Here is a 14691-nt window from a genome sequence, read left to right on the forward strand (position 1 = left end):
ATCGGCTCGGGTGGTGTTCGATACCGGCGGCAGGAATCCGGTGGAACCAGACCCGGTGTAGCAAGTGGTGCCGTCGCACACGTGAAAGCGGCTGATATGAATACTCGGAATGCGACTGCGGACACCGCAGCAGCGAAGGCGGAAGAAACTCTCATCCATGTTTTGTGGATCAACGCCGGGCTCAGTTGTGACGGCGATTCGGTGGCGTTGACCGCGGCCACGCAACCAAGCATCGAAGAGATTGCACTCGGTGCGCTGCCCGGCTTGCCACAGGTTGCGGTGCATTGGCCACTGATCGACTTCGAATGTGGGCCGGAGGGTGGTGCCGACGATTTCCTGGAATGGTTCTGGAAAGCCGATCGGGGTGAACTCGAACCGTTTGTCCTTGTTGTCGAGGGGTCGATCCCGAACGAGAAACTGCACGACGAGGGTTACTGGTGCGGATTCGGCAACAATCGGGAAACGGGTCAACCGGTTACCACCAGTGAGTGGTTGGACAGGTTGGCGCCCAAAGCGACTGCGGTTGTTGCCGTTGGTACCTGCGCGACGTACGGCGGTATTCACGCCATGGCGGGAAATCCGACCGGAGCGATGGGTGTACCGGACTATCTGGGATGGACGTGGAAATCCAAGGCGGGCATCCCGATCGTGTGTGTGCCGGGATGCCCGATCCAGCCGGACAATCTGTCCGAGACACTGACGTACCTGTTGTACATGGCAACCGATCAGGCGCCGATGATTCCGCTCGACGAATCGTTGCGGCCGCAATGGCTGTTCGGTGCGACGGTGCACGAGGGCTGCGATCGCGGTGGCTACTACGAGCAAGGAGAGTTTGCCACCGAATACGGTTCACCCAAGTGCATCGTGAAACTGGGCTGTTGGGGTCCTGTCGTGAAATGCAATGTGCCCAAACGTGGTTGGATCAACGGAGTGGGTGGATGCCCCAATGTGGGCGGCATCTGCATTGGGTGCACCATGCCGGGGTTCCCGGACAAATTCATGCCCTTCATGGACGAACCGCCAGGCGGCAAGCTCTCGTCCACCGCTGTGGGTATGTACGGCAGCGTGATTCACAGCCTGCGCCGGATCACCGGTCACACTTTGGACAAGGAACCGCATTGGCGCGAACGAGGTTCGAAGTTGCTCACCGGCGCCACGCGTACGTGGTGAACGACTCGCGAAACATCGACCTCGCGTTACATCGATACTGGGAGGCACTGACATGACGGCCATCGTTCCCGAACCCACCTCCACCGCAGATCGTGACGGTCTGGTGGAGATGGCGTGGGATCCCATCACCCGCATCGTCGGAAGTCTGGGCATCTACACCAAGATCGACTTCGCGAACCGGGAGGTCGTGGAATGCCACAGCACGTCGTCGATCTTCCGTGGCTATTCCCTGTTCATGAAGGGGAAAGACCCGCGCGACGCGCATTTCATCACCAGTCGAATCTGCGGGATTTGCGGCGACAACCACGCGACGTGCTCGTGCTACACCCAGAACATGGCGTACGGAGTCAAACCGCCACATCTGGGCGAGTGGATCGTCAATCTCGGCGAAGCAGCAGAATACATGTTCGACCACAACATCTTTCAGGAGAATCTTGTTGCGGTCGACTACTGCGAGAAGATGGTGTCCGAGACCAATCCCGGTGTCCTGGCGCAGGCTGAGAACACCCGCTGCCGGCACGAGGATCAGCACGGTTACCGCACCATCGCCGACATCATGCGCACCCTCAATCCGTTCACCGGCGAGTTCTACCGTGAGGCCCTTCAGGTTTCGCGTTCCACCCGTGAAATGTTCTGTCTGATGGAGGGACGTCACGTCCACCCGTCGACGCTCTATCCGGGCGGCGTCGGCACAGTGGCCACCATCGAACTGATGACCGACTACATGACGCGGTTGATGCGCTACGTCGAGTTCATGAAGAAGGTCGTGCCCATGCACGACGATCTGTTCGATTTTTTCTACGAAGCCCTGCCCGGCTACGAGAAGGTAGGTCTGCGTCGAACACTGCTCGGTTGTTGGGGGTCGTTCCAGGATCCGGAAGTCTGCAATTTCGAGTACAAGGACATGACGGAGTGGGGACGCAAGATGTTTGTGACCCCCGGCGTCGTGGTCGACGGCAAACTGGTCACAACCGATCTGGTCGACATCAATCTCGGTATCCGAATCATGCTGGGCTCTTCGTATTACGAGGACTGGAAAGACCAGGAGATGTTCGTCAAGACCGACCCACTCGGTAATACGGTGGATCGGCGTCACCCGTGGAACCAGCACACCAATCCCCATCCTCAGAAGCGTGATCTGGAGGACAAGTACAGCTGGGTGATGTCGCCTCGATGGTTCGACGGAAAAGACAATCTTGCTCTCGACACCGGCGGCGGTGCGCTCGCCCGCCTGTGGAGCACGGCGCTGGCGGGGTTGGTCGACATCGGCTACGTCAAGTCAACCGGACACAGCGTGCAGATCAATCTGCCCAAGACTGCATTGAAGGGTCCGGTCAGCCTCGAGTGGAACATCCCCGAACACGGGAGCAACACGCTCGAAAGGAATCGTGCACGTACGTATTTCCAGGCCTACGCGGCTGCGTCCGCACTACATTTTGCGGAGAAGGCCTTGGTGGAGATTCGTGCCGGCCGAACCAAGACGTGGGAATCCTTCGAAGTTCCGGACGAGGGTATCGGCTGTGGCTTCACCGAAGCCGTCCGCGGAGTTCTCTCCCACCACATGGTGATTCGGGACGGCAAGATTGCGAACTACCACCCGTACCCGCCAACTCCGTGGAACGCGAGCCCACGAGACAGCTACGGCACCCCCGGACCGTACGAGGATGCGGTGCAAGGTCAGCCGATCTTCGAGGAGAACGATCGGGACCATTTCAAGGGTATCGACATCATGCGCACAGTCCGCAGTTTCGACCCCTGCCTGCCGTGTGGCGTGCACATGTATCTCGGTGGGGGTAAGACCATCGAGAAACTGCATTCGCCGACACAATCCGTGACGGGGGAGTAGCCCGTGGAGCACGGTGAGAACGAGAGCGGTGCGCCGCCGGGTGACTATTGGCGAGGAGCGGGCGAACGCATCGAAACGCTGTTGCAGGCCAGCGCAGGTGGCGGGCCGGTAGCACGTGATCGTGCCGAGCAACTGGTGCGCGAAGTGGTGCAACTTTACGGCGCGGCTCTCGAACGCACTGTGCAGCTTGCAGACTCCGCGATGATCGATGCGATGACTCGCGACGATCTGATCTCGAGTCTTCTGCTTGTGCATGGTCTGCATCCGCACGACGTGGAGACCCGTATACGCACCGCACTGGACAGCGTGCGACCGTACCTCGGCTCGCACGGCGGCGACGTCGAATTGATCGACGTATCCGGTGGTGTGGTGCGATTGCGGTTGCTCGGTAGCTGCAACAGTTGTCCGTCGTCATCCGTCACCCTCGAATCGGCGGTGCAGGACGCCGTGACGGCCGCGGCGCCCGAGACGAGCGGCATCGAGGTCGAGACCCCGACAGAACACGAGCCGAAAGCTGGTGTGATTTCAGCGGAATCGCTGTTCTCGCACATCCATCACGACACCGCCAGTCACTGGATCGGGGTGCCGGAGTTTGCCGAGGTCGGCGAAGGTGACGTGGCAGGCTTTCGTGTCGAAGGCGCAGATCTGTTGGTATGCAGGCTCGGCGACACGTTGTACGCCTACCGCGACCACTGTCCGGTCTGTGATCGGTCGATGGCGGGGGCGGTGCTGGAGCGCATGATGGGACGACCCGCGAGCAGTGGGGTGGTGTTGACCTGTCCGACCTGCGGAACTCACTACGACGTTCGCACTGCGGGCGCGCGTGTCGGTGCCGGTGTTGACGACGGGGCAGAACACCTTGCTCCGCTACCGCTCTTACCTCGCGACGGGGTCCTGTCGGTGGCGGTGCCAGGGAGTGCTGCGCCGGGCAATTCGACACCGGGCAATTCGACACCGGGCAATTCGACACCGGGCAATTCAACGCCGGGCAGCTCGTCGGCAGACGTTCAGGTATCGGTGATGTAGTGGCAAAATCCACTGTGGGAGAGGTTCTCACGAGAATAGCGTCGGCGCGATCGGTGCCAACCGGCCCGCGCTGCGAGATGTGCGCGGTCGATATCGGCGACGACCATCAGCACGTCGTGGATGTCTCGGTGCGAAGCCTGATGTGCGTCTGTCGACCGTGTTACCTGCTGTTTGCCCCCGTAGACGCTGATCTGCGATACAAGGCAGTTCCGGACCGCTACGAGGAACTCGACGATTTCGAACTGGGTCCGGGCCGATGGGAATCGCTGGAGATTCCGGTGAATCTGGCGTTCTTCTTCCGCAATTCCGTGTTGGACAAATTCATCGCATTTTATCCCGGTCCGGCCGGGGCCACGGAATCGGAACTGCCCATCGATGCTTTCGAGGCAGTGCTGCGCGAGAATCCGCGATCGAGCACCATGCGAGCAGACGTCGAAGCCTTGATCGTTCACATTGTTCCGGGAGAGCAAGTTCCTCGATGTTTCATCGTGCCGATCGACGCCTGCTACGAGTTGGTAGGGCGATTGCGGAAGGTGTGGCGCGGTTTCGACGGCGGGCAGGATGCACACGCCGAGATCACGGAGTTCTTTCGCACGGTCGAGAAGCGGGGATCGCGATGACCGCATTGGAGTTCTCCGTCGTGGACATCGTGGTCGACCCGTACGCGGTGACCCCCAATCTCATAGTGAAACTGAAGATCTCGGAGTCGACCGGAACACCCGTCCGGGCGCTGGCTGTTCGAGCGCAGGTTCGGATCGAACCTCACAGACGTCCGTACTCCGCCGCGGAAGAAGAAGCGCTGCTCGATTTGTTCGGTCGGCGTGAACGGTGGTCGAGCACTCTGCGAACCTTCCTGTGGATGGAATGCTCGACGGTGGTCCAGGGGTTCTCCGGAGTCACCGTCGCCGACCTGCCTATGCCGTGTACGTACGACGTGGCGGTGACCGCCTCCAAGTACATGCATGCCCTGCAGGACGGCACGGTGCCGGTAGTCGTGCTACTGAGCGGCACCGTCTTCACCGACGGCAGTCGCGGATTCTCGGTCGAGCAAATTCCTTGGGACAGATCGGCGTCGTACGACATGCCCGTGGACACGTGGAAGCGCATGGTCGAGACGCATTACCCGGGTTCGGGTTGGGTACGCCTCGATCATGACACCATTGCCGAACTCACCCGATTCAAAGCCGCACACGGCTACACGGACCTGGAATCCACGGTCGGCGCGCTCCTGGCGGGAAGCGAGGTGCCGCAATGACACACACGGGTGTCGACCATGACGTTCGGGCCGTAGCCGACGCCATCCTGTACGAGGGGTACTTGCTCTACCCGTACCGGGCGAACTCGGGAAAGAACCAGTCGCGGTGGCAGTTCGGTGTGCTCGGACCACCGGGTGCAGCAGAGTTGGGTGTCGGTGAGGAATCAGGGATGTCGGCGCAAGTTGTCGTGGCAGCCGATGCCGGCGACCTACGTGTGACATTGCGGTTTCTCCACCTACAGCGCAGGACAGTCCAGCGGCGTGTCGATTCGGATGGCTGGGAGTCGATGCACCACGTGACTTCCGGTGACCAAGAATGGATTTCGTGGGACGAAGCAATTGAATGTGAGATCGAGTCGGGTCCGCACCGCCTCGCGAACCTGAGCGAGACGCGAAGCCTGGCTTTCGAGGTTCCCGCCTTTTCCGAAATCGAACCGATCCTGGATGCGGAGGGCGCATCCATCGGTCGGATTGTGCGCACACGGGTCGCGCTGTCAGGCGTCGTTGATCTTCAGGCCGCGCCGGGTAGATCGGATCAGGTTGTGCTGTCGATAGAGGTTCGAAACACCACCGAGATCGTGACCGTCGACAAACAATCGGCGCCGGCGTATTCGATGCTCGGGGCGCATGTGATCGCGGTGTGCGACACACCGTCGTTCATCTCGCTTTTCAGCGTGAACGATTTCGGTGTGAACGACGAGGAGGCACACGAGTACCCGTTGATTCAGGATCGTTGCTATCCGGTGCTAGCAGGTACCCCGATTCCGGAGTTGCCTGACCGCTCGACCACGGTGCTGGTATCGCCGATCATTCTCTACGACTTTCCCGTGATCGCCGGGCAGAGCGAAGGATCGCTGTTCGATTCCACCGAAATCGACGAGATCCTGTCGCTGCGCATTCTGACGATGACAGACGAGGAGAAAGCGCAGGCGCGGGCGACGGATCCGAAAGCAGCCGAGATCATCGATCGTTGCGAGGCCCTGACCCCTGAAGGTTTTGCCGACCTTCACGGAGTGCTTCGTGATCCTCATGCCGGGCAGGAAAACGGGCCGGGAAACGCGGCACCCATGCTTCCCGAGGTACCCGACGGGGTCGACTGGTGGTCGCCCGAGGCCGATACGACGGTGGCACCGCGAATCGACGGAATCTTGGTGGGCGGGGTGCGGATAGCCGGGGGAAGCACGGTGCGCTTACATCCGTCGCGGCGCGCCGACGCTCAGGACCTGTTTTTCGACGGCAGGCTCGCGCGCGTCGCCACCATCCACGAGGACGTGGACGGCGACATTCACGTGGGTGTGACGATTCTCGACGATCCCGCCGCGGACCTGCACAACTGGTACGGCCGCTATCTGTATTTTGCTCCGGACGAGGTGGAACCGGTGCCCGCAGTCCAGACGCAGAGAGCGCAGACACAGAGTTATCGAGAGGAGAACACACTATGAAGGGCATGGGAATGCTGTCGACGGTACTTCTCGGCGCTACAGCGATCGCTGCCGCGGTCGTGTTGGTGGTGTCGATGCCGGATATTCAGCGGTACTTGCGGATGCGAAAGATGTAGTCACGCATGCGCGTTCTGGTTGCGGGTGTCGGAAACATCTTCCTCGGAGACGACGGGTTCGGATCCGAGGTTGTGCGGGCGCTACAACGAGAACAACTGCCGGAGGGAGTGCAGTTGGTGGACTACGGAATTCGAGGCGTGCACCTGGCCTATGACCTTCTGGAACCGTGGGAGGCCTTGGTACTGATCGACGCGCTGCCGCCAAGCGGGAAACCCGGCGCGGTCGAGGTGTACGAGCTGGAGGCCGAAACCGGTGACGGCACTATTTCTTCCGGCACTGTTTCTTCCAGCGCTGTTGAATCCGGTACGGCAAGTCTCGATGCGCATTCGTTGGATCCGAACTCCGTGTTCGCCAGTTTGCGGGCTCTTGGTGGAACACCGCCGCGAACGTTTGTTGTCGGTGCACATGTCGAATCGGTGGAGGAAGGGATTGGATTGACACCAGTTGTTCAGGACGCGGTGACCGGCGCCGCGTCGGTGGTTCTCGGTCTCGTCGGGTCGATGGCGGCAGATGCCGCGACCGCTGATCAGGGGGCATGAACCATGTGCCTCGGTATCCCTGGACGCGTCGTGGCGCTGCTCGACGGATACGGCGGGCAGCTCGCGCTCGTCGACGTGGAAGGTGCGACCCGCAAGGTCAATATCGGAATGCTCGACGAGAATACCGTCGGCGCTGGTGACTGGGTTGTCATCCACATGGGCTTTGCTGTCGAGAAGGTGGACGCGAAGGGTGCCGCCGAGGCGCTGGCGGGCCTCGAATTGATGGGTCGATCGCGCCCTGCGGATGAGGGCGAGCCATGATCACCGCCATCCGACTACAGATCCAGGGAGTGGTTCAAGGAGTTGGATTCAGGCCGTTCGTGTATTCGCTCGCAACCGAATTGGGGTTGACGGGCACAGTGGGGAACTCGCCCTGTGGAGTGGTGATCGACCTGGAGGGTGAAGATCTGGCGCTCGCGGAGTTCGCGACGGAACTGCAGGTGCGCCGGCCGCCGTTGGCCAGGATCGACTCGGTGGAGTGTGAGCCGGCCCAGGCGTGCGGGCGGTCCGGGTTTCGGATCGTGGACACGGACACGACGACCGCTGGGCGGACGTTGGCACCGCCTGATGTCGCGACCTGCGACGATTGCCTCCGTGACATGGTCGATCCTGGGAACAGGCGGTATCGGCATCCGTTCGTCACGTGCACCAACTGCGGTCCGCGGTTCACGATAATCGAAGAACTTCCGTACGACCGGGCAGCGACAACGATGCACGGGTTTCCGATGTGTTCGGAATGCGCAGCCGAGTATGCCGATCCCGGTGATCGGCGCTTTCACGCTCAGCCGATTGCGTGCCCGCAGTGTGGTCCGACCCTGGCTTTTGTTGATACAGATGCAGATACAGATGCAGATGCCGAAGTCGTGACCGGCGAGAATGCTGTGCAACGGGCGCGAGAGTTGTTGCGCGCCGGAAAGATTGTTGCTGTCAAAGGCATCGGGGGGTATCACCTGGCCTGCGATGCAGGAAACGAATCGGCAGTGCACGAATTGCGACAACGCAAGCATCGCCCTGGTAAGCCGCTTGCGGTGATGGTGCGAGAGATGAATAGCGCGCACGCGGTTGGGCGGATCAACGAGGCGCAGTCGCAGGCTCTGACCGAATGCTCGCGCCCGATCGTGCTGGTGGACAAGGCGTCGACATACGACCTTGCGCCTTCGGTGGCTCCGGGAATTCCGGATATCGGAATCATGCTGGCGTACAACCCGATCCAGAACCTCCTGCTCGGCCTTCCCGGTGATGCGGCCGGGCCGACAGTGCTGGTGATGACGTCGGCAAATCTCGGCGGTGAACCAATCCTGTTCCGAGGCAGTGATCTGGTGAGGGTATCCGAGCTTGCGGACGGGGTTCTCACCCACGATCGCCCTATCCGGGTGCCGTGCGACGATTCGGTTCTCCGTGTAGTCGATGGTCGCCGAGTGATGCTTCGCCGCTCCCGTGGGTATGCGCCGCTGCCGATTGAACTGCCGTTGGACGTGGCACCGATTCTGGCGGTGGGCGCAGATCTGAAGAACACCTTTGTGATGGCGGACGGAAGATCCGCCTGGCCGAGTCAACACATCGGGGACATGGGCGATGTTGCAGTGCTGGACGGTTTTACGGCGGCGCAGACGCACTTCGAATCGATTACCGGCGTCACCCCGAGTCAGGTTGTGTGCGACGAACACCCCAGATATCACTCGTCGGCGTGGGCGAGAAAGCATGCGGCGGGGCGGCCGGTGCGAACCGTGGGCCACCATCACGCGCATATCGCCGCGGTGATGGGCGAGAACGGCTGCGACGGCGCCGAGCCGGTCATCGGAATGGCCTTCGACGGAACAGGCTACGGAGCAGACGGTTCGGTATGGGGCGGGGAGATGCTGCTCGCAACGTACAAAGGTTTCCGTCGTCTTGCGCATCTCGGTTACATAGCCTTGCCGGGTGGTGACGCCGGAGTGGAACGGCCGTACCGAATGGCGCTGTCGCATCTGCGTTCGGCGGGAATCGGCTGGGACAGTGACCTTCCGCCGGTTGCTGCCTGCTCGGCGCGCGAACGTTCCGTCCTCGATCATCAGTTGGAGACGGGCTTCGGCTGTGTGGAGACATCGAGTATGGGACGGCTGTTCGACGCCGTCGCCGCACTTGCCGGTGTCCGCCAAAGTGTGGCGTACGAGGCGCAGGCAGCAATCGAATTGGAAGGTGTGACTCGGGGAATCGACTGCGGTAGTGAGTACTACATTTTCGGCGAACGCGAAGATACCGTCGGGGCGTGGATTGCGGATCCGGGTCCGGTCATACGTTCCGTGGTTGCGGACCTACGCGATGGTGTGTCGGCAGGTGTGATCGGTGCGCGTTTTCACGAGGGCGTTGCGCGTTTGGTGGTGACCTGGGCCCAAGCAGCGCGCGCTGCGGCCGGCGTTGACGACGTTGCCTTGAGCGGAGGGGTCTTCCAGAATCCGTTACTCCTGGCGCGGACGCGGGTATTGCTGTCGGACGCCGGTTTCCGCCCGCTGACGCACCACGAATTGCCACCGAACGACGGTGGTCTTGCGTACGGCCAAGTGCTGGTCGGGAGTTCGCTATGAGGTCAGGAGGGTAGCCATGTGTTTAGCCGTACCGGGACGTATCGAATCGCTCGAGGATCGTGACGGAACCACGATGTCCATCGTCAACTTCGGGGGAGTCCGCAAAGAGGTATGCCTCGAGTACATTCCCGGCGCCGCGGTCGGAGAGTACGTCGTTGTCCACGTCGGCTTCGCAATTCAGAGGCTCGACGAGGAATCAGCACAACGCACACTTGCGGAGTTCGAGCACCTCGGCGTGCTCGACGAGGAATTCGGCGACGGATTTGCTCGCGCAGCAAAGGCTCTGGGAGTCGATCAGAAGGAGAATCAATCATGAAGTATCTGGACGAATTCTCCGACCCTGAGTTGGCCGGCAAATTACTCGATCAGATTCGAACACTCGCCACTCGTCGATGGGCGATCATGGAAGTCTGTGGTGGTCAGACACATTCGATCATTCGACACGGAATTGACCAATTGCTTCCCGAGCAGATCGAGATGATTCACGGGCCGGGATGCCCGGTCTGTGTCACGCCGCTGGAGATCATCGACAAAGCGCTCGAGATCGCTGCACGCCCGGATGTGATCTTCTGCTCGTTCGGTGACATGTTGCGCGTGCCGGGTAGTGCGTCGGATCTCTTTCGGATCAAGAGCGCTGGTGGTGATGTGCGCGTCGTCTATTCGCCGCTCGATGCGCTGACCATCGCGAAGGAGAATCCGGATCGGGAGGTTGTGTTCTTCGGGATCGGGTTCGAAACTACCGCGCCCGCAAACGCGATGACCGTGTATCAGGCAAACCGACTGGGCATCAAGAACTTCTCGTTGCTCGTCTCCCACGTTCTCGTCCCGCCGGCGATGGCGGCGATCATGGACTCCCCGGAGTGCCGGGTGCAGGCGTTTCTCGCCGCAGGTCATGTGTGCAGTGTGATGGGAACTTCGGAGTACCCCGCACTGGCGCAGAAGTACCGGGTTCCTATCGTCGTCACGGGTTTCGAACCCCTCGATCTGCTCGAGGGCATCAGAAAGACCGTGCTGCAGTTGGAAACCGGCAGATACGAAGTGGAGAACGCCTATGCGCGGGCTGTGACAGCCCAGGGCAACGTCGCCGCCAAGGCGATGCTCGACGACGTGTTCGCGGTATCCGACCGGACCTGGCGCGGCATCGGTCCCATCCCGGACAGTGGGTGGCAGTTGGCGCCGAAGTATGCGGAATTCGATGCGGAACAACGGTTCTCGGTTACCGATATTCATACCGACGAGTCGTCGGTCTGCCGTTCCGGGGAAGTGCTCCAAGGCTTGATCAAGCCGAACGAGTGCGCTGCCTTCGGAAAGGAGTGCACGCCGCGCAATCCGTTGGGGGCCACGATGGTGTCGTCCGAGGGCGCGTGCGCCGCCTACTACCTGTACCGACGCTTGGAATTGCAGGAGGCGGGTCATGGGAGCTGACAACAGCGCGGTGGTAGATCCGGGGGCGTGGGTCTGTCCGTTGCCGCTCCGCGATTCGCCGAACATCGTCATGGGGCACGGCGGCGGTGGAGCGATGTCCGCCGAGCTGATCGAGCATCTGTTCCTCCCGGCATTCGGCGACGCGGCCGACGCGGAACTCGGCGATTCCGCTGTGCTCGACATCGGCGGTGTTCGGGTGGCGTTCTCGACGGACTCGTACGTGGTCAAACCGATGGTGTTTCCGGGTGGAAACATCGGCGATCTGGCAGTCAACGGCACGGTCAACGACCTCGCTATGGCAGGCGCACAGCCACTGGCAATGTCGACCGCCTTCATTCTCGAGGAGGGAACACCGCTCGCCGATATAGCGACGGTGGCGGCGACACTGGGCGACGCGGCTCGCCTAGCGGGAGTTCGACTGGTGACAGGCGACACCAAGGTGGTCGACGCCGGTCACGGCGACGGAGTTTTCGTCAATACTGCGGGCATCGGCATCGTTCCCGCCGGCGTCGACATCCGGCCGACCCGGGCCGAAGTCGGTGATGCCGTGATCGTCAGTGGTGACATCGGAGTTCACGGCGTGGCGGTGATGAGTTGCCGTGAGGGCCTGGAGTTCGGCACCGAGGTGCGCAGCGACTGTGCCGCACTGAACGGCCTGGTAGCCGCCATGATCGCCACCGGCGTGGACATCCACGTCCTTCGCGATCCGACGCGCGGCGGGGTTGCGGCCACGCTCAACGAGATTGCCCAGGCGTCGAATATCGGGGTTGCGCTCGTGGAACGGAACCTGCCGATTCCCGACGCCGTTCGGGATGCCTGTGGGTTGTTGGGCTTGGATCCGCTGTACGTGGCCAACGAAGGCAAACTGGTTGCGTTTGTAGCGCCCGGCGACGTCGACCGCGTGCTGGACGCCATGCGTGGACACTCACTGGGTGTCGGTGCAACGGTGATCGGGGAGTGCGTGCGTGCGCATGCCGGAATGGTGGTTGCCCGAACCGCGCTGGGTGGCAACAGGGTAGTGGATCTCCCTGCCGGTGAACAGCTTCCGCGGATCTGTTGATGACCGGCGTTCACGTGGCCGGCCCGGCACTGTTTGCGAGGTACGCGTATCCGCCGAACGAATTGGGCTATTGCGGGGCTGATGATGCGTCGGCGCTGTTGCGTCAGGCGACGGGAACGGTCACCGATCAGGACCGCAGCCGGGCGCAACAATTCGACGGTGCGTGGCCGTATCTCGCGGCGCTGGCCCGGGGAGTGGGTGTCGACGATCCACTCGATCCGCGAGTGATCGAGGCTTACTGGTTGGGTGGGCCACTGCTGGATTCGGTGAATTCGGAACAGTTGGTGGCGCATCTCCGACGCGAATTCGGGAAGCGCAACGACACGGGATTGCTCTCGGATCTGGATGGCCGCGATCGTGCTCTTGCGCATCACAGTTTCCATGTTCTAGTCGTGTATCCGTGGGCGCGGCTTCTTCGGAAACACGGTGCGGTGCCACTTTCAGTCCTGCAGAACTGCCGAATCAGGTGGGGGGAAGTGCGCGAAGTAGGCGACGAGTATGCGGAGGTGATGTCGTCGCCGCTCGTATTCGACGGTAACCAACTCCTCCGCGGCCCCGAGGCGGTTGAACCCGTGCGGTGGAATGTCGACGGCATTCCGCTTGGTCCCGATCCTGTGCGAGGGACCTTGGTGGCTCTGCACTGGGATTGGCTGTGCGACACCATTTCGGTGACGCAAGCCGGTGCCTTGGATCTTGCCGAAGAGTCAGCGCTCGAGATCGTCAACCTGCGGCTACGGGCGCGCGAAGTCTAGTCGCGTGGTGGTTTGTTCCGGTGGCGGATCAACTCGCCTGGAATGTCCAGAATTTCCTATTCGCTGTTTCGGCTCGTAACTTTGTCCTGGAGTCGTCCGTGTCACGGGGCCGAGACGGCATCCAGGAAGGGACTGTTCGGTATGCGCACCGGCATCAGAGATCTACGACCTTCAGAGTCCACTGAGCCAGGCAATCGCGTTGACCGGCAGTTTCCCACTCGATGGTCCACGCTCGGTGTTGTTGTCCTGGTATCCGTCGCGGCGACGGTTTTGCTGTTCACGACCGTGAATCCGCGGACGCCGTTGACCGGTTTGTTCATGGGTGGTGTCGATCTGGACGTGTACCGCGATGGCGCCCGTCGCGCGATGTCAGATCTCCCGCTCTATACCGAACCTGTCATCCATGACCTTCTCTACACCTACACGCCGTTCTCGACGTTGATGTTCGTGCCGTTCGGCTTCCTGCCGGGTGGGGCCGACAAGTACATCTGGATGGGATTCAACGTCGTTCTGCTCGTCGCGATCATTGCGCTGTGCTGGCGAATGCTCGGATATCGCATCGACCGCACCATCGTTGTGGCCTCGGCCTTGTTGGCGGCTGCATCCGTATTCTTCGAACCAGTGCGGTCGACGCTGTACTTCGGACAGATCAATCTCGTGCTGATGGCACTTGTGCTCTGGGACGCCTCGCGCGGTGAGCAGAGCCGTCTCAAAGGCATCGGCGTCGGCATTGCGGCCGGGATCAAACTGACCCCCGCGTACTTCGTGCTCTACTACCTTGCTCTCCGGCAGTGGCGCGCCGCAGCGGTTGCCACCATGACGATCGCCGCGACCGTCGGGGTGAGTTGGGCCGTGCTGCCGAAGGATTCGTGGCAGTACTGGAGTGAGACGTTCTTCGACTCCACGCGCATTGCCGACGAAGGTCACGCTGCAAACCAGTCACTGCGCGGGGCACTCACACGGATTATCGGTGGACCCGCACCTACCTGGTTGTGGTTGCTTCTCGCAGTGGTGATCGTCGCCGCGAGTATGTGGGTAGTGGCGCGTCTGCATCGGTCCGGAGAGAATCTGCTTTCGGTCACCGTTGCCGGTTTCACGGCAGTTGTGGTCTCGCCGTTCTCGTGGAGCCATCACTGGGTGTGGTTTGTTCCACTGCTTGTCTGGTGTGTGCACCGAGCTCTGACAAACGCGTGGTGGTGGCTGGGCGTGGTGGCGCTGTTCGGTGTTGCGGGATCGTGGGCGTATCAATTCCCGGGCAGGTTGGTTGTCGGGTTCTATCTGTTCCCGGGAACGTGGGTGCCCTGGAACGTTGTTGTGAACCTTTACCTCTTGGTCTATCTGGCGGTCCTCGCTGTTGCCGCCGTTGTTGCCATTCGCTCGACTCGGGATGGTGCGCAGAACCTTGCACTCGCCGAGACCGTGCAGGCACCCGACGTAGGAATTGTCGCTCCCGTGCCCAAACCTACTGGCGAGATTCCCGCCTGATTCTCCCCTG

At 61.5% G+C, this 14691-nt stretch carries 15 protein-coding genes; all 15 read left to right on the forward strand.

The window, feature by feature from the left end; genetic code table 11:
* Positions 1 to 96 precede the first annotated feature (96 nt).
* The 15 genes from FFI94_RS12025 (at position 97) to FFI94_RS12090 (ending at position 14681) form a co-directional block, all read left to right on the forward strand.
* On the forward strand, positions 97 to 1170 hold the full coding sequence (locus tag FFI94_RS12025) for a hydrogenase expression protein HypE (RefSeq protein ID WP_138873132.1): 1074 nt from the start codon (positions 97 to 99) through the stop codon (positions 1168 to 1170).
* Between the two features lie 52 nt (positions 1171 to 1222).
* Entirely contained in the window at positions 1223 to 3016 is a 1794-nt protein-coding gene (locus FFI94_RS12030; RefSeq protein ID WP_138873133.1) for a nickel-dependent hydrogenase large subunit, read from the forward strand.
* 3 nt (positions 3017 to 3019) lie between these two features.
* Entirely contained in the window at positions 3020 to 4042 is a 1023-nt protein-coding gene (locus tag FFI94_RS12035) for a NifU family protein (RefSeq protein WP_138873134.1), read from the forward strand.
* 14 nt (positions 4043 to 4056) lie between these two features.
* Positions 4057 to 4662, forward strand: a complete 606-nt coding sequence (locus FFI94_RS12040) for a DUF5947 family protein (protein WP_138873749.1) — start codon at positions 4057 to 4059, stop codon at positions 4660 to 4662.
* Positions 4659 to 5297: a DUF6084 family protein gene (locus tag FFI94_RS12045; protein WP_138873135.1), complete on the forward strand. Its 639-nt coding sequence runs from the start codon at positions 4659 to 4661 to the stop codon at positions 5295 to 5297. Before FFI94_RS12040 ends, FFI94_RS12045 begins: the two co-directional genes overlap by 4 nt.
* Complete coding sequence (locus FFI94_RS12050; protein WP_138873136.1) at positions 5294 to 6739, forward strand: hypothetical protein; 1446 nt, start codon at positions 5294 to 5296, stop codon at positions 6737 to 6739. Before FFI94_RS12045 ends, FFI94_RS12050 begins: the two co-directional genes overlap by 4 nt.
* Complete coding sequence (locus FFI94_RS34705; RefSeq protein ID WP_397495438.1) at positions 6736 to 6855, forward strand: DUF6893 family small protein; 120 nt, start codon at positions 6736 to 6738, stop codon at positions 6853 to 6855. Before FFI94_RS12050 ends, FFI94_RS34705 begins: the two co-directional genes overlap by 4 nt.
* A gap of 6 nt (positions 6856 to 6861) precedes the next feature.
* A complete protein-coding gene (locus FFI94_RS12055; RefSeq protein ID WP_138873137.1) occupies positions 6862 to 7395 on the forward strand; it encodes a hydrogenase maturation protease in 534 nt (177 codons plus the stop codon).
* A 3-nt stretch (positions 7396 to 7398) separates the two neighbouring features.
* Positions 7399 to 7656 (forward strand): HypC/HybG/HupF family hydrogenase formation chaperone, encoded by a 258-nt coding sequence (locus FFI94_RS12060; protein ID WP_138873138.1) that lies wholly within the window; start codon positions 7399 to 7401, stop codon positions 7654 to 7656.
* Positions 7653 to 9959: a carbamoyltransferase HypF gene (gene hypF, locus FFI94_RS12065; protein ID WP_138873139.1), complete on the forward strand. Its 2307-nt coding sequence runs from the start codon at positions 7653 to 7655 to the stop codon at positions 9957 to 9959. The genes FFI94_RS12060 and hypF overlap by 4 nt, the downstream gene beginning before the upstream one ends.
* Before the next feature lie 16 nt (positions 9960 to 9975).
* A complete protein-coding gene (locus tag FFI94_RS12070; protein WP_138873140.1) occupies positions 9976 to 10275 on the forward strand; it encodes a HypC/HybG/HupF family hydrogenase formation chaperone in 300 nt (99 codons plus the stop codon).
* The gene (gene hypD, locus FFI94_RS12075; protein WP_138873141.1) at positions 10272 to 11384 is read left to right on the forward strand and encodes a hydrogenase formation protein HypD; all 1113 of its coding nucleotides are present in this window, start codon (positions 10272 to 10274) and stop codon (positions 11382 to 11384) included. Before FFI94_RS12070 ends, hypD begins: the two co-directional genes overlap by 4 nt.
* The gene (gene hypE, locus FFI94_RS12080; protein ID WP_138873142.1) at positions 11374 to 12444 is read left to right on the forward strand and encodes a hydrogenase expression/formation protein HypE; all 1071 of its coding nucleotides are present in this window, start codon (positions 11374 to 11376) and stop codon (positions 12442 to 12444) included. The genes hypD and hypE overlap by 11 nt, the downstream gene beginning before the upstream one ends.
* Positions 12444 to 13196 carry a DUF6390 family protein gene (locus FFI94_RS12085; protein WP_138873143.1) on the forward strand — a complete coding sequence of 251 codons (753 nt, stop codon included), beginning with the start codon at positions 12444 to 12446 and terminating at the stop codon, positions 13194 to 13196. The genes hypE and FFI94_RS12085 overlap by 1 nt, the downstream gene beginning before the upstream one ends.
* A gap of 141 nt (positions 13197 to 13337) precedes the next feature.
* Entirely contained in the window at positions 13338 to 14681 is a 1344-nt protein-coding gene (locus tag FFI94_RS12090; protein WP_138873144.1) for a glycosyltransferase 87 family protein, read from the forward strand.
* Positions 14682 to 14691 lie beyond the last annotated feature (10 nt).

The organism is Rhodococcus sp. KBS0724 (genome assembly GCF_005938745.2).
Classification (GTDB): domain Bacteria; phylum Actinomycetota; class Actinomycetes; order Mycobacteriales; family Mycobacteriaceae; genus Rhodococcus_F.